The 23,821-nt window shown below is 61.2% G+C and carries 30 protein-coding genes; 2 read left to right on the top strand and 28 right to left on the bottom strand.

Going from position 1 to position 23,821, the window contains the following annotated elements; translation table 11 throughout:
- The first annotated feature begins 563 nt into the window (after positions 1-563).
- Positions 564-1,550 carry an aldo/keto reductase gene (locus tag HWY30_RS09305; protein ID WP_090808691.1) on the top strand — a complete coding sequence of 329 codons (987 nt, stop codon included), beginning with the start codon at positions 564-566 and terminating at the stop codon, positions 1,548-1,550.
- Positions 1,551-1,616: 66 nt separating this feature from the next.
- Here the strand turns inward: HWY30_RS09305 and HWY30_RS09310 are convergent, their stop codons facing one another.
- Positions 1,617-2,231: a tyrosine-type recombinase/integrase gene (locus tag HWY30_RS09310; RefSeq protein WP_244144850.1), complete on the bottom strand. Its 615-nt coding sequence runs from the start codon at positions 2,229-2,231 to the stop codon at positions 1,617-1,619.
- 917 nt (positions 2,232-3,148) lie between these two features.
- Between HWY30_RS09310 and HWY30_RS09315 the strand changes: the two genes are divergently transcribed.
- Complete coding sequence (locus HWY30_RS09315) at positions 3,149-4,429, top strand: HEPN domain-containing protein (protein ID WP_143037252.1); 1,281 nt, start codon at positions 3,149-3,151, stop codon at positions 4,427-4,429.
- A 382-nt stretch (positions 4,430-4,811) separates the two neighbouring features.
- Here HWY30_RS09315 and HWY30_RS09320 read toward each other — a convergent pair whose 3' ends face one another.
- The 27 genes from HWY30_RS09320 to HWY30_RS09450 form a co-directional block, all read right to left on the bottom strand.
- Entirely contained in the window at positions 4,812-5,345 is a 534-nt protein-coding gene (locus tag HWY30_RS09320) for a lysis system i-spanin subunit Rz (RefSeq protein WP_090808687.1), read from the bottom strand.
- Positions 5,342-5,647 carry a phage holin family protein gene (locus HWY30_RS09325; RefSeq protein WP_090808686.1) on the bottom strand — a complete coding sequence of 102 codons (306 nt, stop codon included), beginning with the start codon at positions 5,645-5,647 and terminating at the stop codon, positions 5,342-5,344. Before HWY30_RS09325 ends, HWY30_RS09320 begins: the two co-directional genes overlap by 4 nt.
- Positions 5,647-6,162, bottom strand: a complete 516-nt coding sequence (locus HWY30_RS09330; RefSeq protein ID WP_090808684.1) for a hypothetical protein — start codon at positions 6,160-6,162, stop codon at positions 5,647-5,649. The genes HWY30_RS09325 and HWY30_RS09330 overlap by 1 nt, the downstream gene beginning before the upstream one ends.
- An 83-nt stretch (positions 6,163-6,245) precedes the next feature.
- Entirely contained in the window at positions 6,246-6,539 is a 294-nt protein-coding gene (locus HWY30_RS09335; RefSeq protein WP_090808682.1) for a hypothetical protein, read from the bottom strand.
- Positions 6,536-7,816: a phage head spike fiber domain-containing protein gene (locus HWY30_RS09340; protein ID WP_143037251.1), complete on the bottom strand. Its 1,281-nt coding sequence runs from the start codon at positions 7,814-7,816 to the stop codon at positions 6,536-6,538. Before HWY30_RS09340 ends, HWY30_RS09335 begins: the two co-directional genes overlap by 4 nt.
- Positions 7,813-8,076, bottom strand: a complete 264-nt coding sequence (locus HWY30_RS09345; protein WP_090808678.1) for a spike base protein, RCAP_Rcc01079 family — start codon at positions 8,074-8,076, stop codon at positions 7,813-7,815. The genes HWY30_RS09340 and HWY30_RS09345 overlap by 4 nt, the downstream gene beginning before the upstream one ends.
- Before the next feature lie 22 nt (positions 8,077-8,098).
- Complete coding sequence (locus HWY30_RS09350) at positions 8,099-8,248, bottom strand: hypothetical protein (protein WP_167368747.1); 150 nt, start codon at positions 8,246-8,248, stop codon at positions 8,099-8,101.
- A 30-nt stretch (positions 8,249-8,278) separates the two neighbouring features.
- A complete protein-coding gene (locus tag HWY30_RS09355; protein ID WP_090808676.1) occupies positions 8,279-8,779 on the bottom strand; it encodes a hypothetical protein in 501 nt (166 codons plus the stop codon).
- Between the two features lie 20 nt (positions 8,780-8,799).
- Entirely contained in the window at positions 8,800-9,573 is a 774-nt protein-coding gene (locus HWY30_RS09360) for a hypothetical protein (protein WP_090808674.1), read from the bottom strand.
- Between the two features lie 3 nt (positions 9,574-9,576).
- Positions 9,577-10,122: a hypothetical protein gene (locus HWY30_RS09365; RefSeq protein ID WP_090808672.1), complete on the bottom strand. Its 546-nt coding sequence runs from the start codon at positions 10,120-10,122 to the stop codon at positions 9,577-9,579.
- Positions 10,122-10,946 carry a hypothetical protein gene (locus HWY30_RS09370; protein WP_143037250.1) on the bottom strand — a complete coding sequence of 275 codons (825 nt, stop codon included), beginning with the start codon at positions 10,944-10,946 and terminating at the stop codon, positions 10,122-10,124. The genes HWY30_RS09365 and HWY30_RS09370 overlap by 1 nt, the downstream gene beginning before the upstream one ends.
- The gene (locus HWY30_RS09375) at positions 10,862-11,596 is read right to left on the bottom strand and encodes a hypothetical protein (protein ID WP_090808668.1); all 735 of its coding nucleotides are present in this window, start codon (positions 11,594-11,596) and stop codon (positions 10,862-10,864) included. Before HWY30_RS09375 ends, HWY30_RS09370 begins: the two co-directional genes overlap by 85 nt.
- The gene (locus HWY30_RS09380) at positions 11,596-12,648 is read right to left on the bottom strand and encodes a baseplate J/gp47 family protein (protein ID WP_090808666.1); all 1,053 of its coding nucleotides are present in this window, start codon (positions 12,646-12,648) and stop codon (positions 11,596-11,598) included. The genes HWY30_RS09375 and HWY30_RS09380 overlap by 1 nt, the downstream gene beginning before the upstream one ends.
- Positions 12,648-13,139: a phage GP46 family protein gene (locus HWY30_RS09385; RefSeq protein ID WP_167368746.1), complete on the bottom strand. Its 492-nt coding sequence runs from the start codon at positions 13,137-13,139 to the stop codon at positions 12,648-12,650. Before HWY30_RS09385 ends, HWY30_RS09380 begins: the two co-directional genes overlap by 1 nt.
- Positions 13,136-13,597 (bottom strand): phage baseplate assembly protein domain-containing protein, encoded by a 462-nt coding sequence (locus HWY30_RS09390; RefSeq protein ID WP_244144858.1) that lies wholly within the window; start codon positions 13,595-13,597, stop codon positions 13,136-13,138. The genes HWY30_RS09385 and HWY30_RS09390 overlap by 4 nt, the downstream gene beginning before the upstream one ends.
- A 68-nt stretch (positions 13,598-13,665) precedes the next feature.
- A complete protein-coding gene (locus HWY30_RS09395) occupies positions 13,666-14,928 on the bottom strand; it encodes a phage baseplate assembly protein (protein WP_090808660.1) in 1,263 nt (420 codons plus the stop codon).
- The gene (locus HWY30_RS09400) at positions 14,909-16,183 is read right to left on the bottom strand and encodes a DNA circularization N-terminal domain-containing protein (RefSeq protein ID WP_090808657.1); all 1,275 of its coding nucleotides are present in this window, start codon (positions 16,181-16,183) and stop codon (positions 14,909-14,911) included. Before HWY30_RS09400 ends, HWY30_RS09395 begins: the two co-directional genes overlap by 20 nt.
- Positions 16,180-18,117 (bottom strand): phage tail tape measure protein, encoded by a 1,938-nt coding sequence (locus HWY30_RS09405; protein WP_090808655.1) that lies wholly within the window; start codon positions 18,115-18,117, stop codon positions 16,180-16,182. Before HWY30_RS09405 ends, HWY30_RS09400 begins: the two co-directional genes overlap by 4 nt.
- A gap of 149 nt (positions 18,118-18,266) precedes the next feature.
- Entirely contained in the window at positions 18,267-18,587 is a 321-nt protein-coding gene (locus HWY30_RS09410) for a phage tail assembly protein (protein ID WP_167368744.1), read from the bottom strand.
- Between the two features lie 78 nt (positions 18,588-18,665).
- A complete protein-coding gene (locus HWY30_RS09415) occupies positions 18,666-19,040 on the bottom strand; it encodes a phage tail tube protein (RefSeq protein WP_090808651.1) in 375 nt (124 codons plus the stop codon).
- Positions 19,041-19,102: 62 nt separating this feature from the next.
- Positions 19,103-20,605, bottom strand: coding sequence for a phage tail sheath subtilisin-like domain-containing protein (locus HWY30_RS09420; RefSeq protein ID WP_090808649.1), 1,503 nt, complete (start codon positions 20,603-20,605; stop codon positions 19,103-19,105).
- The gene (locus HWY30_RS09425) at positions 20,605-20,823 is read right to left on the bottom strand and encodes a hypothetical protein (RefSeq protein WP_090808648.1); all 219 of its coding nucleotides are present in this window, start codon (positions 20,821-20,823) and stop codon (positions 20,605-20,607) included. The genes HWY30_RS09420 and HWY30_RS09425 overlap by 1 nt, the downstream gene beginning before the upstream one ends.
- Before the next feature lie 12 nt (positions 20,824-20,835).
- Complete coding sequence (locus tag HWY30_RS09430) at positions 20,836-21,501, bottom strand: hypothetical protein (protein ID WP_090808646.1); 666 nt, start codon at positions 21,499-21,501, stop codon at positions 20,836-20,838.
- Positions 21,494-21,943 carry a hypothetical protein gene (locus tag HWY30_RS09435; RefSeq protein ID WP_090808644.1) on the bottom strand — a complete coding sequence of 150 codons (450 nt, stop codon included), beginning with the start codon at positions 21,941-21,943 and terminating at the stop codon, positions 21,494-21,496. The genes HWY30_RS09430 and HWY30_RS09435 overlap by 8 nt, the downstream gene beginning before the upstream one ends.
- Positions 21,943-22,176 carry a hypothetical protein gene (locus HWY30_RS09440; RefSeq protein ID WP_090808642.1) on the bottom strand — a complete coding sequence of 78 codons (234 nt, stop codon included), beginning with the start codon at positions 22,174-22,176 and terminating at the stop codon, positions 21,943-21,945. The genes HWY30_RS09435 and HWY30_RS09440 overlap by 1 nt, the downstream gene beginning before the upstream one ends.
- Positions 22,177-22,203: 27 nt before the next feature.
- Positions 22,204-23,286, bottom strand: coding sequence for a major capsid protein (locus HWY30_RS09445; RefSeq protein ID WP_090808640.1), 1,083 nt, complete (start codon positions 23,284-23,286; stop codon positions 22,204-22,206).
- Between the two features lie 96 nt (positions 23,287-23,382).
- The gene (locus HWY30_RS09450) at positions 23,383-23,796 is read right to left on the bottom strand and encodes a hypothetical protein (protein ID WP_090808638.1); all 414 of its coding nucleotides are present in this window, start codon (positions 23,794-23,796) and stop codon (positions 23,383-23,385) included.
- Positions 23,797-23,821 lie beyond the last annotated feature (25 nt).

Consider the following 23,821-nt stretch of genomic DNA (forward strand, 5'->3'; position numbering starts at 1 on the left):
CTTTCTTGGCGGGTTTTCAACGCGTTTGTGCAGCATGGGGCTTCTGATAAGCCTAGTCGAATAATGGCTGCGCGTCGAACCTCTGATTGGAGCGGGGGCGAGCGACCACTCCGCGGGCCTGCGCGGATTCGGCGAAATCCCGATTTCGTGGCGCTGGCGCGCTCCGTTAGTCTCGGCCGGAACCCGAATTTCTGGGTTCGGCCGTCTTCAGCCCTTCGACCGCGCGCCGTGGCGGACATTCGGATGTCGGCTCGGAGCCGGACATCGGAGGCTCGCCGGCCGGCCATCATGTAACTCGTAGCCATTGATCGAACGATTACCCCGAGATCAAGGCAGGCACGCCGGCATGTAATCGCGCGCGGTTAACACACGGCTTGAGTGCGCTGCCGGAGTCGATAGGCTAAACACCGGCTGGGTTTAAGGTCTGTCTTGGTCGAGAAGAAGTTACGACTCTCATTGCGCGCCTGTCCGGAACAATCAGGCAACGAATCAAGAGGATCTGACTAACATCCCCTTCCTGCATGTGCCATCGTAAACGGAGCACTTTTCGATGGAGGAGCAGCATGCTTAAGACTCGGAAGCTTGGACGTGAAGGACTTGTGGTGTCGGAGATCGCGCTGGGCTGCATGGGCATGTCCTTTGCATACGGCACGCCGGACGACGAGGAATCGGTCGCAACGATCCATCGGGCGATCGAACTGGGTTGTACGTTTCTCGATACTGCGGAAATCTATGGCCCGTTCACCAACGAAGAACTGCTCGGCCGTGCGTTGAAGGGGCGCCGGCACGAGGTCACGATCGCGACCAAGTTCGGTTTTGCCTTTGAAAATGGTGTGCGCGGCCTCAATAGCCGCCCCGAGCACATCAAGGCAGTGATTGATGCTTCGCTAAAGCGCTTGCAGACCGATCACATCGATTTACTGTATCAGCATCGGGTCGATCCCGATGTGCCGATCGAAGATGTTGCGGGCACGGTGAAGGATGCGATCGCGGCCGGCAAGGTGCGCTTTTTTGGCTTGTCCGAAGCGAGCGTCGATACCATCCGGCGTGCGCACGCGGTGCAACCGGTTTCCGCCCTGCAGAGTGAATATTCGCTGTTCGAGCGCGGTGTCGAAGACAAGGTCTTGCCGGCGCTTCGTGAATTCGGCATTGGTTTTGTGCCATATAGTCCGCTTGGCCGCGGGTTTCTAACCGGCGCGGCGAAGCGGGCGGAAGAGTTGCCCGCCGATGACTGGCGTGCTGCCAACGATCCGCGAATTCAGGGCAGCAATTTCGACGCGAACATCAAGCTCGCCGACTTCGTCAAGGCGCTGGCGAAGGACAAGTCCGTGACGCCGGGCCAGATTGCCCTCGCATGGCTGCTTCATCAAGGCAACGATCTGGTGCCGATCCCGGGCACCAAGCGGCGCAGGTACCTCGAGGAAAACCTTGGGGCGGCTTCAGTGACGCTCACGGCAGCCGAGCTGGAAAGCATTCGCGCCTTTCTCTCGCAGCACAAGACGGCGGGTGCGCGCTACCTGCCGGCGATGCTATCGAATCTCGATCGGTAGCGCAGCGCGGACGATCAGGCGAGCTCCGCGAGGCAAGCCTCGAGGGTGGCGATCAGGCGGTCGACGTCAGTCGTAGAGGCGAGCCGACCGTGCCGGGTTGCTGCCGGTGCGGTGGCCCATGATAGTCTCGGCGTCGAGGATGGCCTTGATACGGCCGCGCACCCGGCGCGCGGTTTCCGCCTTTTTCGTCCAGATCGGCTGGAGAATCCGCACGATCATCGCGGTGTCGATATCGCGCACCCGGACCTCGCCGATCACCGGGTATGCGTACCTCTTGAGCGTATTACCCCACTGTTGGACATGCTTGCGGTTTCGCCACTCGGGCTCCCGCGCGCAGATGAACGCTTCGGCTGCCTCACGGAACGTCACGTTGGCATCCGCCGAGATATCGAGCAACTGTCGGCGCTGCTGCTCGCGCCGCGCGAGGATGGGATCAATCTGGTCCCTGACCATCTCGCGGTAGCTGGCGGCCAGTTTCCTCGCCTCGCCAAGCGAGACTCGCGAAACCGGACCGAGGCCCATCTCCCTCAGGCGGCCGTCAAGCCTGAACCGGAACACCCACGAACGCTCGCCACTGTCCGCGATCTGCATGTAGAGACCACCGCCGTCGGCGTAATGGCCCGGGGCCACCTCCTTTGCGATCCGCAGTGCGCTGAGCCGGTGCAACTGTCGTCCTGACATGATTCCCTCCTACCCACTTACCCATCTTCCTACCCATACTTTGTGTGTAAATTGTGTGGGACCTTACGGAATCAGCAAGCACGTCGTTACCCATAAACCGCTTTAAAATCAGCGGCCTAGAGGACGTTTTCGGAAGATATCGGAATGCCCGGGAAGGCCTATGGGGCGGAAGGCAGCCGGAGTCGAACCGACCCGAGAGCGTCTGACGCCCCCAACTGGGTTTGAAGACCAAACACTACTGACTATAAATCAAGGGGTTAGATGATTTACAGTTCCGCAAACAGCTTAAAACGGCTGCCCCGAAAGCCAATCCCAGCAAGGCCCCGTTCTGAATTGCGGAAATGGTTTAGAGTTCGGCGCGATTAAGGAAAAGGGCGGCAGCAAAGCCGCCCGAAGGCGGTTGCTCACTGCGCCGGCGCAACCCGCCGCGCAAATTTAATTTGACCCGATACCTCGCGGATCATAGGTCGCTCGAGACATCGATATGCCAGAGCCCCCAGTGCCAGTGAGACGATGGATACTCCGAGACACGCAATGTCGCCCGGAAGACAATGGGAACTGTCAGCCAGCAGCAGCTTGATCCCGAGCGGAACTGCAAAGACATGCGTCAGGTAGATCGAGTACGAGGCATCGCCGATCGGCGAAAGAATGGCATTTAATAATTCGGAATCCGGGATATATTGTGTTTTTATACAGTATATTGGCGTGACTCAATTTCGATATCCCGACGCTGTGACCGACCGCCCCTGACGAAGAACGGCCACTTCCCGCTTCAGATGCACGGTCACAATCTTGTACATCTCCATGCCGAGTGAGCAGAATGCCCAGCCTCTGATCATATTTTCGCGAGACCATATCATGTGAACAATCTATCATCCTAACTGGGTCGGTCGCACTGACTTTATGGAGAGCAGCGTATGACAGAGACACCGGAGCCAAGCGCACCGAGTTTGCATGATCTACTTGAGCTAGTCGTCAAAAAGGCTGAGGGAATGCGATTTTCAAGTCAGCCGGCGGGATTGGTCGCAGCTTTGAAAAGCCCTGATTTAGACGTGTGGTTTGCGGCAAGCGAAGCGATTGGAGAGTTGTCGAAAGGCTTGGCTCAGGCTGTCGTGGACGATAAACGCTTCCTTGGCGATGCAGTGAGACAAGTGAAGTTCGGGTCGGGAACAATGGGTTTCTATCCGCAATTTCTGGGTGCCCATTTAGTGATTAAAGCATTGACGGCTGGGTCAGCCGACGCCGCAATTGCTTGGCTCACAAAAGTGCTCGGAACAAAAGAAGCCACTGCAAAGACGATTCAGACATTGTGGGGCGTGCCAGTAGCAGATGCCTTTGACTTGACGCCTAGTGTGAGGATTGTTCCAGTTAGCGACCTAGTTGACAGCGAACAACGTCGGTACATGATGGAGCGAAATTTTCGAACCAACGCGTCGCCATTGATGACAATGCTTGAGCACCTGCCGCTTCAGTCGGCTTTGGTCGTCAATCACACTATCTCGCCGCTATTGCACGACCCTTCGCTCGGCGACTACTCCGCAGCGGACTTCCTTGCCACGAGCGACTTGCTGAAGGAGATCGCGCTTGCTCTGACGGTCGTAGGTCCGAGGATGGCAATTACCGGCTTCCAGTGGTTCGAGTTTGACGATCCTGACTTTTCTCTCAGCCGTGGTTATTCGACTCAGATTCTCGAAGTATTGCCTTTGCGAATAGACGAGTATCCAGTGCTCGACGCTCACGAAGCTAAGGAGATCGTTACCGCCTACCTTGGGTTGGACAGAAGCACGCGCCAACTTGTAAGTGTCGCTATGCAACGTATCAGTCAGGCGCTTCGTCGACATAACGCGGGCGACGCTGCAGTCGAGTTGTCCACGGCTCTTGAGGCGATGCTTGGGGACAATGCGAAGACGGAAATGACTCACAAGGTCAAGGTCCGTGCTGTGCGTCTGATTGGTGGCTCAATGGAAGCCCGGGTGAGCAACGCCACGATAATCAGCAAAGCATATAGCATCCGCAGCAAGCTGGTTCATACGGGCCAAGTTAGTGAGGCCGACACTGAGACGGTTAATGGCCAGCGCGTGCCGGTGAGGCAAATCATTGATCGAGCGTTGCTGCTGTGTGTAGACATTGTGAAGATAATCATTCGCCGTGGCGGGATTCCCGACTGGACCGTATTTGATATTACCGAGCACGCATAGCAAACGATGCCTGCGACGTCTTCTATGCGGACGACCACCAGATGATCGACAGCGGACGGTCAAATGTCGAACTTATGTCAAAGACAAGCGACGCTTCATGGCCGGCATCGGCCACTTCCTTGGCCATCGATCCCAGAAATGTGCGACGAACCGTTCTTTATCGGCTGCTGCTCTCCCCCACTCAGCTTGTACCGGTACGCCTCACCGCCCCTCCCGATTCAGAGAGGTGAAACGCGTCTAGGGCGAGCAGTCTGTGACTGCGGACCTGATTCGCCCCGATCCTTGCGGTCATCGGGAACCTTGCCAAGAATTTTCTCCCCAATGCTTCGAGCGCCGACTACCCCCAGGATACCGAACGCCGATGCAATTCCCACCAACGTCCCTATGGGACCCCACACACGCGCAGTGCTTCGCGCTCGTACTCCTGCAACGCTGTCAGTTTTCGGATTGCCCGATCACCGTCCCCGGTGATGCCGAGAAGCGCGTCAGCAGCCGATCCGTCAAGTTCGGCTGTTCCGGCTCCATCAGTTCCGCCGCCGGCGGCGCCAGCATCGGGCACGCCACTGCCACCGGCTGAAGCGATGCAACTGGCGGTTGCAACGCGCAGCCGGACATCGCCAGTGCGCACGTCGGCGCGCAGAGCATCAATCGTCTTTTGAGCATTGGTTTGTTCCGTTCGGTAGGTTTGTTCGACTGCGGCGACAGCCGACGCCGCGCGCACGGTTTCTGCGAGCGCGGCGTCGGCCGCTGAGGCGGCCATATCGGAGATCGCTCTCAGTTCGGTCTCGTGTTGCTGCCGAGCGTTCGCAAGATCAGTCCCAGCGCTGGCAATCTGCGCGCCGAGCCGCCACTGCTGCGCGATGCCGGCGACACAACAGCCGAGCGCAAAGCCCGCGATAAGCGCTTTCCAGTTCAACTGTCCCCCTCGCCCCGATCGTCGGGAAGCTTGCCGATGTACTTGTGCACAACGGCCTCAAGCACTACTTGCCCGCAAATGCCTAGCGCCGAAGCGATGCCGACCAGGCCCGTCGCCGGAAGATCCGGAAACACAGTCAGCGCGGCCCCGGCGCTCATGGACAGGCCCGCACCGATAATGATCCGCCCGGCCACAACCCGCACCTCGAAGCGTTCGCCGCTCAACAGCCACTTGGCGAAACCGATCACGGCCCCCACACCGAACAGCGTCAAGAGCTCCTTTTCGTGCTCGTTCAGTTGCATCAGGCCTCCTCTGCATTCCGATAGGCACCCGCAGCGTCGACAGCCTGCCGATGGAACTCCGGCCATGACTCCGGCCGGGGCTTGCCTGGCCGCCACGTCCGTAGGTAGACCGTCCACGCGCCAGCCGTATCATCGGCCGCCGGCAGCTTTGGCGGATCGGTGAAAAGCAGCAGCCGCGCGACACCAGCGGCAAGCACATCGTCGTGCTCGAGCGCCCCATAGATCCCGACCGGATCGAACGCGACATGACGAGCCTCGCACAGCACGTTCAGCCAGTAACGGCTCGCATCGTGTAGGTAGACGCCCCACACGCCGCCGCGCGACTTCTCCGTACCCTGCTCGAACTGCCAGAAGCCGCGGGCGGGACCGCCGTTCATCTGTCGGCGAGCCTCGAAGTGGCTCTCCTGCAGCCCGATTGCCGCAAGCATGACGCGGGCGGGCCGCGAGTCCATCGCGGACGGCAGGATGGCGAGCGCGGGTGTAATGGCGTCCCTGATAACTTCGTCTATCGACACTGCTGGTCTCCCAATAGAAACGGCCGCACGCGGCGGCCGTAAACGAAAAAAAACCGCCCGAAGGCGGTTGAAAGAAACGGGCTCTATGCCCATACGCGCAATGGCGCTTTCGGTGGATCGATCACGAACTCGGCGAGCCGAGCGCGCTCATCATCGGATAGTGACCGGCTCATGCGCAGATTCGCGTGCCAACCCGGTAACGTGGCCACATCTCCCCTGTCCTTGAAAAGGGCGAGCTCGCCAATCATGTCCAGTTGCATACCGTCGCATGATACGTACTCACCGCCCCCAAGCGGCTCGATCAACTGCGCCGCAAGCAAAGCCTTGCGCAGTTCGTCAGCATTCGGCGCGCGCAGGTAGTAATCATGGAAGGTCATGTCAGCCTCGTTAAGTCGGAGAGTGTTGCGTCGTCGAACCGGCGCGGCCAGTACTTAGCCTCACGTGCCCAGATACTCGAGATAGACGTGCCGCGCCTTGAACCGATCGACATCTGTGTGATCGTCACTGGAACCGGGCGCATGGCAATCGATGCCCCGCCGTTGATCGAGGTCGACGCAACACTCCAGTCTCCGGACCATGCGATCGCAACCCGAACCCTGTCGCCCTCACCCGCGGTTACGCCGAGCGATGTCGCGTTGTTGCCGATATACGACCACATCGCCCCGGTACCGACTGCCTTGTAGATGCTGACTCCGATGTTGGTGCCATCGTCCAGCGAGATCAGGCACGCACTGCTCGCGGTCGCGACACCAACGATCACGGCATCGATGAGCAGCGTGCCGTCGCCGGGTCTGAAAAAGTCCAGGTTGCTTGTGGTCAGCCGGTCGAGGGCGCGCGTCGCGGCCGCTGAAGTCGTCGAAATATGGCTCGTCGCAAATCCGGCCTGCTCAAGTCGCGAGCCTCCGTGATACAACCCGGATACCCCATCACCCGGATAAGTGATCGAGTCGCCGTTCTGCAGATAGACTACCCCTCTGATCGTGATCGTGCCCGCGATCGTGACTGTTCCGGTTACACGCAATTCCATCCATCCATCACGCAGGGGAATACATCGCGCGCCAATCAAGATCCAGTTCGGTCCGCCGACACCTTCCGTAAGTACGGCTCCACTGACCAGATCGAATGAAGCACCGCAGTAGCTATCCCCGCTGCGCATCTCAACATACGCCTCGGTACGCTCTCCCGGGCATAGACGGCTCGACCAGGTAAAGTCGCGGTAGGCTGATGTCGACACGGAGAGGTACTGATACACAGAGTGGGAAGCATCATCCCCGCCTGCCGTCTCAACAATACGCCGCGCAAGATTCGCCCCATCCGGGCCGACCGTTCCATCGGTCATCACTTCGACGTTCAGCGGCGTCCACAACTCCGCGGCATCCGAATTGTGCAGCAGGTTGGTGTGGGATTCCTCGAGGAGAAGCCCGCGCAACTCGCCCGAATGTGGATAGTGATCGAAGCGGGCAATATTGCTGGCCGCCGACTTTTCCCAGCGATCGGCGCCGAAATACGTTGCTGCCGATGCGCGCGTAAATGTCCAGCCCTCCGGTATGACCGGGTTCGCAAGAAAATTAAGGTCAAGCGTCGGACCATTCGGCTCTTGTATCAACTCCTGCCGCACGCGCCGACGAGTCAACGAAAGACCGAGCCCGATCATACGAGTGCGACCAGGTTGTCAGCCGTGGTGCCCTCGGCCTTGATCTGGATCGGCCTGATATCCAGAATTTCGCCCGCATAGCAGCCCATGAACAGCACATCCGTGCCGTCGGCGGTCGTCGCAACGACATCGCCGGCGACACCAACGCGCACTGCGCGTGGCCGCAGCGGGAGTCGTTCCGAATCGCTAGGGGAAATCAGATAGAAGTGAGACGCCGGACTGTCGAGTTGGGACGGAAACGCATCGAATGCGTCCGGCATGGGTGGCCGCGGTATCGGCAGGTTATTTACCATTGATCCCCCAGGAAGTGATGGCCGCGCGATGACGACCATAAACGAAAGAACCGCCGAAACCGGTTCGCTGCTGACACGTTAGGTATCCTGCGAGTTCGAACCGGTCCTCGTAAAGCTCGACGGGGACGATGTCTGCCATGTCTGATCCATTCCGTAGGGTATGCGCGGGCTAGTAAAGGTGGTTGCCAAGTAGCTGATACCGGAACTCCGCTCCCTCGGCGACAGTGGTGTGCCCCAGGACTTCGAAGCCGACCGATATTCTGGTATCGTCACTGCCCGCCGCATGCTTCGCATAGACAGGCAGCGTAAGTGGCGCAACCACTTCTGAGTTGCCTCCCAGGATGCTCAACGGCATCCCGACGATGCCGAACGGGTTAAGCTCGCCAATTCGCCCGCTTACGGTGAAATAGATCGCTCGTCCCCAGTTGATGGGAAGCCTTTCGGTGGCGACGATAAGCAGTGAGCCGAGAAATATATGCGCGTGGTCAACTGGCCCACGGGGGATGTCGATAAGAAGGCCTTTGGACACGCCGAAATCAGCCTGCGAATACGGAACGGCGACCACTTCCCCCGTGTACACATCGAGTTGCGGAGCATATGTCAGCGTATCGCCTGCCGCGAGGGGCCTGTGATAGCCGCCGTCATGGACGACAGGGGGTTTCGTTGCCATTGAACACCTCTCCTGTGCAGTTACACGTAGAACGGGACTTTTCGGCCGCCGCCGATATCAGCCCAACCGGCCGGCTCACCGAGGAACGCATCGCGGCCTCCGTACGCAGTAGTTGGGATTTCCGTACCGGTTGATTTGATCGGGTCTTCACCAAACAGAGATTCGAGGACAACCCTTGCGCCCTGTGCGTCCACCGTGAGCAGATTGCCGACGGAGACGGGCGAACGGATCGCCACGCCGTCGGCCGTCAGGATGACGCCGCCATTCGGATCGAACCTTAACTGCAACGGCTCCGCGGCAGATCCGTCGCCACTGAAGGCTGTGCCTGCATTGATCGGGATGAGTCCGCTCAGGTCAACAACAAACGTTTCGCCGCCTTCGACTTGAAACGTCATCTCGTGGGTATCTGGATTGAAGTCAACCTTGCTGAGGAACCTGTCCATCTCATCAATGACGGCGCGGATAGTCTGCAGCAGCCACGCCAGCGCCACATACGGCTTGCCATCGGAGCCCGCACTCAGGGCATTGCCTTCATCGGACGACGGCCCTCGATACATGATGTTCAGCGCATCTAGAAGATCGTCATAGCGGTTCGCGGTCGGCGACACCCGGGCAGCCTGCAGCACGCGTAACACGTTGCCGAGCAAATCATTCGATTCGTCCGCCCCAATCTTCGTGCCAGTAATGCCGGGAGCACAGTCACGTCCCCATCCGCCGGTGCCAGTGGGCGGCACAACCTGGTTGTCGACGGTGTTAGGTGGAGCGCTGACGCTGTTGATCTGGTATCCCTGCATGCGTTACTCCAGTTCAATCACGTTGGATGGCCAATCTGCGGCGGCGCCACTCTTCAGCGCGACTTTCGCCTGCTTGCAGGCCGATACATATCTCGCAGCGGCCTTTGCGAACAACATGAAGGTCGCCGTATCGGGGAACTCGCGCAACACTCCAGCGACGTCCGGCCATGCGAACGCCGCGTCGCCGTTCGTGAACTCGCCGTACAGACCGATGAACTGTGCCTCGGAACTGATATCAGCCTGGTCGGCATCGGTCACGCCGAAGGTTGCGTTGATCTGCGGAACGCTTGCGGACGTGATCTCGATCCCCTGAGCGATCGCTGCCACGTATTGCTGGTCAGGAGTGAGCGGCGGCGCAACGTACGGTTCGATCGCGCCATATTTTCCGGCGGCAAGGTCGGCATAAATTTCGCGGCCGTGATCCATCAGGTCGTTTGCTGCCGCAGCGAATGACACGTAGTCCTCGAAAGCGTCGAACTTTACTTCGCACGTGATCACGGATCCGTCCGCCGCCGCGTAGGCAGGATTTTTCACATCGGTATAGTCCATCATGCAATCCGTTGGGCAAGGAACAGCTGGATTGAATTGCTCCCGAAGGCCTCGTAGGGATTCGTGAGCGCGAGAGTCCGCCATGTGCCCGGAAGGGCAGTGTTACCGGCGGCGCCATAGGCGATAAGGCCGGAGACAGTTGAACCAAGGCTACTGGCTGCGCTATTGGAACCGACGCAGAATGAGCCGACTGTCGCAAAGCCGACGTCATAAGTCAGGTAGTTCCCAGCTGGCTGCTTGCCGTTGACCTGGTTCTGCAGGTCAGCGTGCACGCCGTTGATATTGTTCTGCAGGTTGATGACATCGCCGTCCACCCTCGCATTCGTCGCGTACTGACTCATGTCAGGCTTGTTCAGAATCTGCGCGACACCGCCTGGCGCGTTCCAGTCTGCATTGACCTGCGCCGCCGGAATGGTTGGCCTGTCCAGCAGATCGTTGTAGCTGCCTGAGTGCGCCACCGCCGCGAGGCTGGTCAAGCCGCCAGCAACCGCCGTCATGATCAGATTCTGGATGGCATCCGGCAGATCGTCGTACCGGTTCGCGACGGGTACGATGCCCGCGACCTGCAGTACACGTAGGACATTGCCGAGCAGGTCGTTGAGCATATCGGCGGTGGGCGTCGTACCATCGATGCCTGGTTGACAGTCCGCGCCCCATCCACCGGCGCCAGTTGGCGGAATGACCTGCCCCGGCACCGTGGTCGGGGGTGCTGCGACTTCGTTGATACTGAAACCTTGCATCATTTCTCCCAATACCGGACGCCGACGTGCGCCGGAATGAATTTCGAAATCAGACACATGATGGGCGGCGGCGCCGTCGAACACACTGGTGTGCAGCCCAGCTGGAAATCGCACGACCCGAGTTGCGCGCGAGCAATCGTCGCGAGCGGCGCGCAATCACCCGACGACATGTCGTTGCAACCCATTTCGCCGCACCCCATCTCGCCACTTACCGTGTCCTCTTTTTTCGGTACTGTCACAATCAGCCACTGCGAGTAACCCAGCAGCGCCGGCGCATCGCTACTCCCTCCGAGTTGCATGCAGCCGAGCTGGCCGCAACCAGCCGACGACTGCGGCGCACCCCACTCGGACAGCGCTGCCGGCTCATATCCCAGCCACGCCGCGACCTCCTGCAGGAAGCCTAGCGTTGGGCCGGCACAATCACTGTCCTGAAGCCGGATCCACTCACAGAGGCGCACGGCGGTGAGCGCCGGGGACGGACAGTCGAGCGGATAGCCATAAATCACGGCCCAGCGCATCAGCATTTCATCGGCTGTGCACGGAAACATCTCTTCGAGCAGCACGCACAGCCACATCGAGATCATCGAAAACGCCGCTGCAATTGCGCGCCAGAACCGGCTGATGGTGCGATTCCCGTCAGCCAGATCCCATATCAGTCCGTTTGGCAGGTTTTGCTGGATGGCGGCCAGGTACTCATCCTCACTCCATCCGCATTCGGTCATGAAATCGGACATCAACACGCCTCCCACGTCACAACCGCATGCGTGAAGATCGAGCCAGCGTCGATGCGCCAGACGGATTGCGCCAGCGAGTAATCGAAAGAGGCCGCAGAGTCGATGACGCGCTGGATGTCGAGCGCCATGTAACCGTGACCCGGCGCAGCGTTACGTCGAAGATAACTGTTGAGCGCGCTGCCAACCGCTACACGGATAGCCTCGCTGAACGGTCTCGGACACCGCAGCGTCAGTTCAAGCGCAACGCCGCCGGGAACGCGGGCCATTGGCACCGCACCTACCGGCTTCCGGCAAGGATCGGTGAGATACGCATCGACGATCACCGCGTCCGCCTGCTGGGGAATGCCCCACGTGTCCGGATAGGCATTGTCCATCATGAACCAGACGAGAATCCGAGGGCCTGCGGCCTGCGCCCACGCGCGCGTGACGCCCGGCACCTCAAGCGCCCAGTCGACGTAGTCCTGAAGCGTGCCATAGCGGTTACGATGCGCCATGCGTGCGAGCACGCGCGCACGGTAATCTTCCGTTTCCTCGATGTCGGCCCCGCCACCGATCCCATTGGGACCGACCGTTGCGCCATCGTCCAGATCGTCCACAGACGTGGCGAGCGTGAGCGGCGAGCCAGCCAGCGCATTGCCGCTCGAGCCGGACGCCTCGCATGTAACCTGCACAGCCGCGCGCCCGTCGTCATCGAGCGCTGCATCGTCGTTCAGCGTGTAGAGAACGGCATCAGCGCGACGCCATTGCGTACCGGCCGGCACCGGCGTGTCGGGTTGCCCGGTCAGCAGGATGATCCCCGATGCCGTCTGCGGCATCTGCTGATACACACGGTAGAGGTTGCCCCAGCGCATCAGCAGCGATTCACGTGCCTGGTCGGGCAGCGTGCGATACACCGCGCGGGCCTCGGCATACAGCTCCCACAACATACCCCCCACCACGGTCGCTGCAATCCACAGGTTGTTCGGAAAGAGCCATGCATCGCTATTTGGCAGCTTCGCGCGGAATGCCTGGCGCATCCGCTCGATCACGCCGGCCTGAGTCGGTTGATCCACTATGTCTGCACCCAATATCGCCGGAACTGCCGGCTGTAAATGATCGAGCCGTCGCGGCCGAACAGTTGAGGCGTAATCGTCATCGTCGCCCGCGGCTTGTCGGCGACCACCGCGCACTCCTGCCGCGCGGCCGCACCCTGGTCCACGAGCCGCTGGATCGCGTCCCGTGTATAGGAGCGCGCATGTTCGATCACGGAATCGGTCAGCGGCTGCCGGTACAGCGTCCACAACAGGCTGCCAACCGGGAACGGGCTGTATGCATCGCCCCACCAACCCCGACGGTCTTCCGGGTTGTCGATGAACGGCGAATCGGCCGGCGCACGCGCCTCGGTGAAAATCTGGATGATGACCGCGCTGTGCAGTTGGTTCTGCGCAGCAAGGTCACCATCGGCGGTCTGCCAGTCGGGCGGCACCTGGAACACGTCGACATCGGCAATGGGGTCGAAGAAGTCCCAGCCATCCCCGTAGGACGGCACGGAAATGAGGCTCACTGTGGCCCCCCCGATATATCATCCCCACGCTGTACGTCCGGGTGAGCGTGCATCGATCCACGGATGCTGCCGAAAATGACTTCCGTCTTGCCCGTCACTGTGCCGTCCGCGACGACATCGCCCGTCGCCCAAACGTTTCCGTCGATGCGCACGTCACCGACAATATCCGCCCCTTCCGGAACGGCAATGCGCAGCGCCTTGCCGAGCAGCTCAATCGTGCGGTCGCCCCTGAAGTGCAGCCGGTGCTCTTCTGCTGCATTCAGATACGTGTATAGCGCCACCTCGCCGTCGGCCACATCGAAGCGAAAGCGTCTGTCGCCGACCGTCAGGGCGACGCTGCCCGACTCGTTGCCGTCGATGCACAGCGCGAGCGTTTCGCTACCCGGCAAGGGTGCGGTCGCCAGGCCATATGGTTCGATCCATTCGACCTCCTTTTGCTGGCCGGCGAGACCAAGCATCGTCAGCACCCGGTTCGCGCCATGCGCGATCGCGATGACGAATCCCCTGCGTAACAGGTTGCGCTCACTCATGGCAGCGTCCAGAGCGTTGACTTGCGTGCACCCTTCGCCACGACGCCCGTTCGCCCAACGGGTTCGGGCGTATAGGCGTCCTGCGGCGCAAGCTCCAGCTCGGTTACCGTGCCGCGCTCACTCTTGTCGAAGGAAACGCCTGCGATCAGCAGCTCGTGTTCGAGATTGAGCCGCGCGTCTGTCACGTGCACGAGCCGGTTTACGCGCCAGAGCCCCCCGTCCGGCGCATGAAACCCCGGCACCGTGACCGTGAGGGAGATCGACTCGCCAAAGTCCCGCGCCATCTGCCAGCGCGCGCGCGTGAGCGTATCCGCGGCTCCGGTTGGCCCCTCCGGTCGCACAATGCAGGGGCGGTACCGGGCGTTCGTCTTCCCGGACGGGCTCGTATACGTCCCGATGGACGGATCGCGCACCGTCGCTGAGGGCGCGAGGTGTGCGCTCGCCTTCTTCGCCCAGGCAACGTGATCGGGCAACGTCCAGTTCACCGCCGACGCCCCAGTTGCCCCGAAATGAGGGTCGCTCTGCTGCCCCTTGCAGATGTATTCGGAGAACCGTTTTGACCAGTCGAATTTGGCCTGGCCGGTCTTGATTCGAGGTAGCGCGAACGGATAGCGCTCCTGCCCAGCTCGAGCGATTTCGATATCTCCATCCGGCCGAGCGAAGACCAGAAGCCCCGACAACTTGCACAGCCGCTCGATCGTTGCATACGCTTTTTCTCCCTGATTGATTTCGAAGTTGCCGATGCGCTGCTTGCCAGCGGCAAGCTTCGTCGAGGTTTTCTTCGCGGACGCAGCGCCCGATCTCGAATGACGCACATTCGCAACACGCGTGGGCGCATCGGTGTTCTCTGCGACGTGAACACTTATCCCGTAAGGCGCACAGATCGCGGTAATGATGTCGATCGCGGTCGAGTTGGGAAACCTGCCGTTCGGCACGACCGTGGACGAATCGACCAGATCACCACTTTTCGAGCGACCCGATACCGTCACCTCGTGCTCTGTGTCGCCGATCCGGAAAACCGGCGCATCCACGTAACCGGTGCATACGATCTCATCATCGATAAGCACCCGGGCGGCGGCCCCCGGCTGGATCCGCCACGAGAGCGGTGAGCCGTTTGCATCCGGGCGGTCCTCGCGCACCGAGAGCGCAAACCCGATCGCACCCTGCCTGATCGACTGTCGGATCTTCACCGACTTCCACCCGCGGTAGCGGACGCCGTCGACCTCCAGCGTCACGAGATCAGGATGCGGGGCGGACATGGTCAATCACCGGAGGCAAGAACGAACCGTTGAGCGCGCCGTTACGGTCGATGAGTTCGAGCGCGCGCGTCGGGTCGCCGTACAGGTCGAAGGCAACGGAAAGCGCTGTACGGCGCACCGTTCCGTTGTGCGTGTCGAGCGGCTGCAGATCGTCCGTGTTCGACGCGAACTGCTCGCCGACGTAACGCAGCAATTCGGCAAGCGTCTGACGGATGTCTGTCTGTCCATCGTTGGCTGCCGTCTCCTGTATCGTCATGATTCGCTGCGCGAAGTCGTAGCGCGCCGCCATGGCAGAGTCGCGATCCGGATAGCCCGCCGAGGCGATATTCTGCGCGAGCGCGCCGAGCGCTGAGCGTGCTACAAGGGATTCGATCGCGGCCGCCGCGCCATTGAGCATCGCCGTCTCACCATCGCCACCCTCGACGCGCGGCAACTGGATATCGGTCACGTCGCGCAATGCTTGCATCAACAGGGCCTGTGGCTCGTACCTGTCCATCGGCGAGACGTCGATATCGGGTGCAAGGCCCCCGCTTGTCGTCTGCTCCGCCTGGTCCAGCCGCTGGTCATACACGGACGTCAGACCGTCCACGACGGACAGGATTGCCAGTGCCGTATCGATCGTTGCGAACGATCCGGGGGGCAGCGCGCCATGCGACGCAATCAGACCGCGCAGGTCGAACCAGGAAGGAATGAACGACAGCGCATTCGCCTCGCCAATCCATGCGATCGCAGTCTGCACGTAGCCATCCACCACCGCCCGGATATCGCCTGGCATCGCGGCCATCTGCATGACGTCGAGATAGTCCGCCAGGGCGAGATCGCGCAGCGACTGTGCCGTGTCCGCTAGGACACCTGCGGTATTCGTGACCCGGACCGGCGCGCCTTCCTCCGAATCCGGGACGAACTCAATCGACAGGCCGAACCGACCCAACGCATCTCTCGCGCCGGAGAGCTTCCACTTCCTGACGCGCACACTGATCCACTGGCGCGCGTACGGGTGATACAGCGACCCCGGACCGGGCGTACGCAGCGCGGCCAGCATCGCCTCGCGCTTGCGGGCGAGATCGGGCTCAGTCAGGTAGCCCTCGATCTTGCCGCCCTCGGCAGTGCGCCCCAGGTCTTCCGAATCCCAGTTTTCCTCGTTCGGATACTCGTGAACGATTACGCGCCGCCCGCCTTCGTCTTCGATCGAATCCGTTTCGAACTCGACGCCACGAAACGACGCCTTGACCGGATAGGGCTGGACAATCCTCATGCTGCATGCACCGTCGATACACCAACGTCCCCAACGACGGCTGGCGCGCCGCTCTGATCAACGCCGGTCTGCTGCTCGAGCAGCGCCCGGTCGAGCGCGACCCGCACATCGATGCCGATCTTTCCGTCGGTCTTCAGGGTGACCTCCTGGGGCTTCGATTTCCAGTCGGTGGCCGTCGGTGCTGAGGCGAGCGCTGCGGGCTGATAGCCCACGCCCGGGGAATAGGGGATGTTGTAGTTTCCGGCCAGCGCAGGCGTGTTCGCGGTGAACCTGTAGGGCGTTGCCTGATCCGCCGCAAACCTTGCGCCAGCCTGCATGCTCTCCGCGGTCGCCGGGTGACTCTCTTCGTCGTACAGGTCAGTGAATGCGGCACCCATACGCTGACCCGATGGCCCAAAATTCTGCATCCAGCGATTCCATAGGTCGGCACTGAAATCTTGCTTCGGATCGTTGAAGTGTCTAACGAGCCCCAGTGCACCTCCTTTTTCCCAGCTCGACCTGAGTTGCCCCCACTTGTCACTGGTCGCCTCCACAAAGACTGCGAGCAGCCGAAACGGGGCGGCCAGGGTTTCGACGGCAATCGTCAGCAGATCGACGATGACCCGAAGCCCGTTTGCGATATCGGCGGCTGCCTGAAATTTGCTGGTCAGGCCACCCATTTTCTCGCTTGCACCAGGAATCTCTGATGCGAGGCCAGACACGGCGCCGGTGATGTCAGTAAACGTCTGCTTGATGTCGGACAACGTGCCAGCGAACACCGTCCATACGTCAGATCCGAACTGCTCGATGACCGGCTGCGCCATTTGCCACACCTGTTGCAGCCACTCCGACACCCCCTCAAGAACGGGTTCGATCTTCTCCCAGTTCGCGTAGACGAGTGCCGCAGCCGCCGCGAGCGCAAGCATCCATGGGTTCGCCACGCCGATGAACCGGAACGCCATTCCCGCGAGCTTGGCTGCCGTGGCAACGCTCGTGAGACCTGCGGCCAGCACCAGCGCCGAGCTTACCGTCTTCATGATCGCTGGATGCTTTCTGGTGAACTCGCCAATCTTCATGGCGAGCCCAGCCATTTTGTTGGCCATCACCTGCATCTTGTCCGCAAACAGACCTGCCACGAGACCCTGCTTGGCGAACTGCAGCTTGTTCATCGCCTTGGCGTAACTCTCAATCTTCTCCACCTGCTCTTCGCCAAAGACGCCGCCAGTCCTGTTCGCATCGTCGAATGCCCTCTGAAGTCCCTCGCGCCCCTGCGCGAGCAACCCGGCCACCTCTCGTGCCTTCATGCCAAACATCTGCTGAGCGGCATTGTTCGTTTCGGCTTCGAGCTGGCCGGCGAGTGCGAAGTTGCCCTGCTTTCGAAGTTGGTCGATACGCTGGATATGCTCACGGAAGCGTTCGGCCACGTCCATCGCGACATCGGAGATGCCGCGGACATTACCCTGCTGATCGCGAACCGCGACGTGCATCGCCTGAAAGAGTTTCGCCTGCTCCTTTGCGCCTCCTTGGGCGACCTGAAACGCCGTCTCACCCAACCTCGCGAGCCCGTTCGTGAGCATGCCGGCCTCCACCCCCGCCTGCTGGGCAGCAAAACGCCACTGCTGGAACTGTTCGACTGGCATTCCGATGCTACCTGCCATACCCTTCAGCTGCGCGACCTGCTCGGCAAACTGCCCCATCGCGTGTGCCGTGCCGCCGATCGCCAGCGCCCCGCCCACCGCCCCGAGTACGCCCGAGGGTCCCCACAGGCCCTTCGTCGTGTTCGCAAGCTGCTGAAGCTTGCTGCCGACCGATTCAGACATGCCGTTCATCACACCATTCGTTCGCCGTGCGATGCCATCGAACACATTCGCGAACTTATGCGAGACGGTATTGAGCACCTGGCTTACGCCCTCGTTGCCGACGATATCGACCTGGGCTTTAAAGGTATTTGCCATGCGTTATCCGCCTCGGGCGCGTTCGTCGAATCGCATGCCGCGAGCATGCGCAATGAGGATCGTGTCGAGCGTCATCTCACCCACCGTGCGCCACCCCAGCCTGTACTGGAACAGGAGATCATCGATCAGCTCGCCAAGGTTCGACGGCATCAGCCGAAAAAAAGCATCATCTCGTCCGTGACCTTCTGGATGTCGCGAAATGGCATCCTTGCGAGAATCGGTCGATGAATACCTGTCACGTCGGAGACGTATGCAATCAGCCGACTGCGGTTTGTCTCGATGCCGCGCTGGCCCTCGTCGCCAAACACTGGCGTCCATGGGTCGCCGATCTTCAGATACGCCTGACCATTCGGCTGGGTCAGCGTCAGCGTTGCGTGCTCGACGCCGTCCTGATCGACCACGGGCTTCGACAGCGCGACGACGCGTTCGGCGCGGGGCTCAAGGGCTTCGGTTTGTGTGATATCGCTCATCATTCCATTCAACGTAAAGTTCAGATCAGAAAGCCCCGGCTGCTGTCAACCGTTCGGGGCGTTTGCTTTTGATGCCGGCTACGCGCCCAGCACGCGACGGCACGTCTGCGAGATGATCTTGAAATCGCTGATTTCGCCTTTCTCGGTGTTCAGCTTTGGCGTGCCAACAACCATCGCTGCGGGAAATACGAACGTGTCGCCATTGACCAGCTCGATCGTGGCTGGCACGCCGCAAATCTGGTACAGCGTTTCGAGATTGAGATCGCGCGAGTACGACAGCGACCCGCTCGCCTCCGCGGGAACCGCCTTCTCGGAGACAAAGATCGTGCCGTCCTGATTGGCCTCACCCTCGCGCTCGTAATTGAGCGGCTGGATATCGAACGCGCCGCGCGCAGAAATCTGTTTTCCCCCAATCGTGAGATAGAAGCGGCCAGCGATTGCGCAGTTGCCCATGCGCCCTCCATCAATAAAAAGCCCGGCGACATTGCCGGGCGGGTTGAGGGATCAGGCGACGCTCAGGTCGTTGCCGGATACTGGTTGTAGAACTGCACGAGAATCTTGCCAATGCGCCACTGGTTCACGAAATCTGGCGGGAGGATCATGTTCACGCAGTTCGGATCGGTGCTGTCCCGCGCTACCACGAGCAGGTCGGCAAACCGGTCCACGTTCTCGATCACGTTCGCATTGGCGAGGTGATCGGCGAGCCCGATCACGTAGGTCCTGATGCGCCCTGGCGTCACGGCGAACTGGCCCGGGAAAACAGGATTACCGTCATCCTTGAGCGACACGCGCGGAAATGCAGTTGCGATCCCGTTGTTCACGTACTCGATGAAGTACATGAGCTGCGCAAGCGTGGTGACGTCCAGAAAGGACGTATCCGCGATGCCCAGGCCGTTGACCTGATACGTCGTCAGCAGTCGGTCCAGCCGTACCGCACCCTCCTGAGTGACGGTATAGCCACCGATGCCCCGGTAGTACAGCGTTTGCCGCACCGTCCGGTCGAAGCGATCCGGGACTTCGGGCGCAAAGATGCCGGGCAGTTCGAGTGTCTGTTCCGGTCGGGATAGCTCTGGCGCATCGGACAGGTGAACGAGCCCATAGGCGGCGAGCGCCGCGGCTACCTCCCACGGTGCGCTGGGCGTGCCGTAGATGCCGAGCACGGACAGATGCTGGTCGTTCACCGTGCCGCCGAACTGCACGAGCAGCGCGGGCGAGTCGGTCGTGCGCGCGCTGAACGCGTGACCGTAGATCATTCGCATTGCCGCCCACCGGCCGTTCTGGTCGTCAAAGAACCGGCGCATCGTCGTGAGACTCAAGGCGTCCGTGTAGGGCAGCGCCACCCACTTGTAGGGCTCGTCCGCGAGCGTCGCGAGTGCGGCGCTGAGCGCCGGGTTTTCCGTCCCCATCTGCGTTTGCGCAACCGTGAGGGTCACCCCGGCGACGGGCGCACCCACACCGTTGTATGTCACGCGCACATCGATCTGGCCAGCTGTGAGTCCCTTGTGATTCGCGGTGAGCGTAATCACGCCGTCGTCGGCAGCAGCGAGCACCTTCGCGTGCGAGTCTGCGTTGATCGCATCGGCCAGCGCCTGGGCGATATCCTGCGGCTCATCGCCGGGCAGCACCGCCGCCGCACACCGGAAGCCGCCGATATGGATGCCCACGCTGCCGGCGACCGTCAGCGCGCTTGCGTCGACATCGACGGTCACGGTCCACGTTCCGGCTACGCCCGCCGCGGCGTCGTCAAGCGGCAGCGCCCACATTTCAGCAAAGCCGCTCTTCAGGCGCACGATGCGCGCCATGTCAGCCAGCATCGACCCCGCCCCGAAAAGCGCGTCCTCGTTACCGAAGATCTGCACGGGTGCGCCTGCCGGCGCGGTGCCATCAGGCAGACGCTGGCCGATCAGCAGCACGCGCTCGGACGCCTGAAAGTAGCTGGCCTTCGAATTGTCGACGCCGAAATAGAGGAACGGCACGCGCACGCCATCGGGCACGCCCGTAATCGCAAGATCAGACATCAGTTCGCCTCCGTGTCCGTTCCGGCTGCCGCGTTCGCGGGGCTCACCCGCTTCTTCGCGGCTTTCGTCACCGGCTCCTGCGCGATGTCGCCAAAGCGCAGCAGGTTTTCGTAGTAGGTGTTGCGCGGTACGCGCTCGCCCGCCCCCTTCATCTTCCGGAAGCCGCGTTCGGGCATGAGCACGTCACCCCGCAGCGGCCGGACCTTGATGATTTCCATCATTCACTCCCTTCAGGTGGACACCGAGATGCCGACTGGTACGTCCGCGTAGTGCATACCGAACGGGACAGCCTGCGTGCCGACAATCACGGCGGACTTCATGCAGTGCAGCGTCGGCGGAGCGAGGCACGCGCCCGTAATGATCTCGGGCGGCAGACAGTTCTCTACGTACCTGACCGTGATCGCAAGCATGCGAACGCCCGCGCGCCGCTCGCCCGCCGAACTGAACGTGCGCCTCGACTGATAGCCGCGGATCGAATGGACAAGGGGTTCATGCGCGACCTGTCGGCCGGTTTCATCGACGATGCGAAGGTTGTAAAAGCGATCGTCGAAGAACACCTTGCGGCGAACCTGCTCCTCGAGTTCGTCGAGCAGCGCCTCGGTAGCGAAATCAGTCTGGCCAGCGGCATACATCTCGATGGCCAGTTCCATTTCGACGTGCGCGCTCTGGTCGCCCGAGTCGCTATTGCCCTGGTCGCCGGTCTCATCCCCGGTGTACACGGCGATCAAGGTTGGCACGCCCAGATCCGCGGCGACCTGCCATGGATCAGACGGGCTGTCATAGACCCGGTCCAATGCGGCGGTCAGCCCTGTTTCACATGAGCCGCTCGTGAGCGCGGTCGCCGGGTCGAGCAGGATCTGCACGACCGCCTGCCGGATAAGCGTGCGTTTAAGCATCAGACTGCCCCTGCAGGAATGCCGCACGACGGGCCGCGAACGTCTCGTCGCGCCGGCCCGAATCCACGATGTCGATGCGGATCTCGCCGTAAGCACTGCGCTGCGGATTGCGCACCTCGTAGATCACCCCACGCACCACAACCATCGACCCCTGGCCGTTACGCGGATGACCGGCGGAGATCTGGTCGTACTGACGCACAGGCGTTGCGAAATCCGAATCAATACCGCGCAGCTCTGGGTTGCGCTCCGCGATCTCGATGCCCCCACCCAGACCGATGTTGTCCTGCGGTGCGACGAAGTGCAGGAACACCCATTCTGGTGGCGCACCGAATGGCCGGTGCTCGACCCATTCGCCGTACTCCGCAATCTGGTCGCGCACCGCCTCGTCGAAGTTCTCCTGCCAGGGGCTCGTATAGCCATCCGGCAGCCATTGAGTGGGCATTACGACGCCTTGCCCGGGTCGCCTGCCGCCCGGGCGGTCTTTGTCTCGGTTGCCTTGACGGTGATCTTTCCGGGCTCGTCCGTCTTCTTCGGACGCATGGACACGGCCGTGGCCTTTTCCGCGCGACCGCGGGCGATCAGACCTGTCGCGACCGACTCATCAACTTCCAGCGTCTCGCCAGGCAGCACATATTCGCCGCAAATCTTGATGCGGCATTTGGCAGTCAGTTTCATGGATTCTCCATATCAGAAAGGCTTGTTTCAGGGCGCTTCGTCTGCTTCCTCTTCGCCCATCTCGTCAGCCGGCGGCAGCACCTGCACCGAGACAGTCGCGTCGGGACGCACCGGAATAAGCAGCGGCGCCGACTGGGTGAGCAGGACCAGCGCGGACGGATCGTCCTGCTCGAACATCTTCGGGAACCAGCGCATCGGCTGAAGCGCCCGGATGTCCTGGATCGCACCGAACGCCTGTACGCCCGCCACCCCGGTCTCACCGGCCGCGACCATCGTCACGGTCCCGGGCGGCATGTACTTATGCTTCACGCCGTCTTCGTCGCGGGACCAGTCCTGATAGACCCACAGGTGGAAGCTGCCGAACTGCCCCTTGTAGAGGTTGCGCTTCTGCACAGCCGGCAAGATGCCAGGCAGCGAGCCACCCAGGCTCTGGAACGTCTTGAACAACTCGCGGAAATTCGAATTCCGCATCAGCACCCGCCACACGTCCGGCGTCATGATCACATCGGTCGCCGCCGCGCCAGTCGCTTCGAGAACGAGCATCGACCAGTCTTCAAGATCGTCGCCGATCTCGACGTTGGGGTTCGACCACGCGTCGTCACCGAGCAGCTCGATCGTGTGCGACGGGTTGCGCGCAAAGTCCACGGTCACCGATGGATAGCCGTCTCCGACCACGGTGACCGAACTGCGTGTGAGCGCGGATGCCGCCATCCACTCAAGACGACGCTCGATGGAGCGAAGCTGCTTTTGCAGCCCCATCATCACGGCAATATCGAAGCGTTCCTGAGCACTCATCGTACCGACGCCCACCTGCTCGCCCGCCGCCCGGCGAAACGCATCGTCCGGCGTGATCGTCATTTTCGGCTTCACGTACGCCGGACGGAACGCATCCGTGAAGCGGCCCTCACGCCTCATCGGCCGGCCGGCGACGTTCGGCGAGACAAACGGTGCAATCGATTCGTTTTCGGTGAAACGATCGAACAGGATCTGCGTCGTCGTCGACTCGTGAACCGTCGGAAAAAAGCGATTGACCAGAAATTGCTCCGGCTCGAACACCGTCTCGATGAGCTGCAGCAGCTCCGCGGTGTCGTAAAGACTCAGCGCGTCCATGCGCCCTCCCTGAAAAGAAAAGGGCTGCGCAACTGGCAGCCCCTCGGAAACAAAAAAGCCGCCCGTATGACGGCTTCCTGATGGCAACGGATACGGTCAGGTCATCTTGCGCAGGCGGATGTTGCCTCCCGCATTGAACCTGCCCTTGACCGTCACGAGATCGGCGTCGGAGAGCGGCGCCCCCGCGAGCAGGAGCGCATCTTCGTTAAACGTGCCTTCGCAATAGACCTGCATGTGCAGACCTTGCTGCGCGCTCGCCTGCTCGGCGGTGATCGTGAACGGGCAAATCATCACGACATCGCTCGCGGCAGCGGCGGGTTGTGCGGTGTTCGTCACCTCATCGAATGCAAGCAGCGCTCCCCGCTGATAAGCCACTGCGGGAGCAATGAACACCTCGGCAAACGAGATGTCGTTGCTCGCGATGAGCTGATCCGGCGAGAAGCTCACGCGCATACTGCCAGCCTGCGTGATATCAACGAGCGCCGGATCGCGTTCCGGGTAAAAGTTCATGTCTGACTCCCTGGTAGTGGTCGAT

Origin of the sequence: Paraburkholderia tuberum STM678, from assembly GCF_902833905.1 — a bacterium.
GTDB lineage: Bacteria > Pseudomonadota > Gammaproteobacteria > Burkholderiales > Burkholderiaceae > Paraburkholderia > Paraburkholderia tuberum.

Bases quoted from the DNA above. Each gene is read 5' to 3' on its own strand.
- HWY30_RS09305 (WP_090808691.1), top strand. From the start codon at position 564: ATGCTTAAGACTCGGAAGCTTGGACGTGAAGGACTTGTGGTGTCGGAG.
- HWY30_RS09310 (WP_244144850.1), bottom strand. From the start codon at position 2,231: ATGTCAGGACGACAGTTGCACCGGCTCAGCGCACTGCGGATCGCAAAG.
- HWY30_RS09315 (WP_143037252.1), top strand. From the start codon at position 3,149: ATGACAGAGACACCGGAGCCAAGCGCACCGAGTTTGCATGATCTACTT.
- HWY30_RS09325 (WP_090808686.1), bottom strand. From the start codon at position 5,647: ATGCAACTGAACGAGCACGAAAAGGAGCTCTTGACGCTGTTCGGTGTG.
- HWY30_RS09335 (WP_090808682.1), bottom strand. From the start codon at position 6,539: ATGACCTTCCATGATTACTACCTGCGCGCGCCGAATGCTGACGAACTG.
- HWY30_RS09340 (WP_143037251.1), bottom strand. From the start codon at position 7,816: ATGATCGGGCTCGGTCTTTCGTTGACTCGTCGGCGCGTGCGGCAGGAG.
- HWY30_RS09345 (WP_090808678.1), bottom strand. From the start codon at position 8,076: ATGCCGGACGCATTCGATGCGTTTCCGTCCCAACTCGACAGTCCGGCG.
- HWY30_RS09350 (WP_167368747.1), bottom strand. From the start codon at position 8,248: ATGGCAGACATCGTCCCCGTCGAGCTTTACGAGGACCGGTTCGAACTC.
- HWY30_RS09355 (WP_090808676.1), bottom strand. From the start codon at position 8,779: ATGGCAACGAAACCCCCTGTCGTCCATGACGGCGGCTATCACAGGCCC.
- HWY30_RS09360 (WP_090808674.1), bottom strand. From the start codon at position 9,573: ATGCAGGGATACCAGATCAACAGCGTCAGCGCTCCACCTAACACCGTC.
- HWY30_RS09365 (WP_090808672.1), bottom strand. From the start codon at position 10,122: ATGGACTATACCGATGTGAAAAATCCTGCCTACGCGGCGGCGGACGGA.
- HWY30_RS09375 (WP_090808668.1), bottom strand. From the start codon at position 11,596: ATGTCCGATTTCATGACCGAATGCGGATGGAGTGAGGATGAGTACCTG.
- HWY30_RS09390 (WP_244144858.1), bottom strand. From the start codon at position 13,597: ATGCTTGGTCTCGCCGGCCAGCAAAAGGAGGTCGAATGGATCGAACCA.
- HWY30_RS09395 (WP_090808660.1), bottom strand. From the start codon at position 14,928: ATGTCCGCCCCGCATCCTGATCTCGTGACGCTGGAGGTCGACGGCGTC.
- HWY30_RS09400 (WP_090808657.1), bottom strand. From the start codon at position 16,183: ATGAGGATTGTCCAGCCCTATCCGGTCAAGGCGTCGTTTCGTGGCGTC.
- HWY30_RS09405 (WP_090808655.1), bottom strand. From the start codon at position 18,117: ATGGCAAATACCTTTAAAGCCCAGGTCGATATCGTCGGCAACGAGGGC.
- HWY30_RS09410 (WP_167368744.1), bottom strand. From the start codon at position 18,587: ATGAGCGATATCACACAAACCGAAGCCCTTGAGCCCCGCGCCGAACGC.
- HWY30_RS09415 (WP_090808651.1), bottom strand. From the start codon at position 19,040: ATGGGCAACTGCGCAATCGCTGGCCGCTTCTATCTCACGATTGGGGGA.
- HWY30_RS09420 (WP_090808649.1), bottom strand. From the start codon at position 20,605: ATGTCTGATCTTGCGATTACGGGCGTGCCCGATGGCGTGCGCGTGCCG.
- HWY30_RS09425 (WP_090808648.1), bottom strand. From the start codon at position 20,823: ATGGAAATCATCAAGGTCCGGCCGCTGCGGGGTGACGTGCTCATGCCC.
- HWY30_RS09430 (WP_090808646.1), bottom strand. From the start codon at position 21,501: ATGCTTAAACGCACGCTTATCCGGCAGGCGGTCGTGCAGATCCTGCTC.
- HWY30_RS09435 (WP_090808644.1), bottom strand. From the start codon at position 21,943: ATGCCCACTCAATGGCTGCCGGATGGCTATACGAGCCCCTGGCAGGAG.
- HWY30_RS09440 (WP_090808642.1), bottom strand. From the start codon at position 22,176: ATGAAACTGACTGCCAAATGCCGCATCAAGATTTGCGGCGAATATGTG.
- HWY30_RS09445 (WP_090808640.1), bottom strand. From the start codon at position 23,286: ATGGACGCGCTGAGTCTTTACGACACCGCGGAGCTGCTGCAGCTCATC.
- HWY30_RS09450 (WP_090808638.1), bottom strand. From the start codon at position 23,796: ATGAACTTTTACCCGGAACGCGATCCGGCGCTCGTTGATATCACGCAG.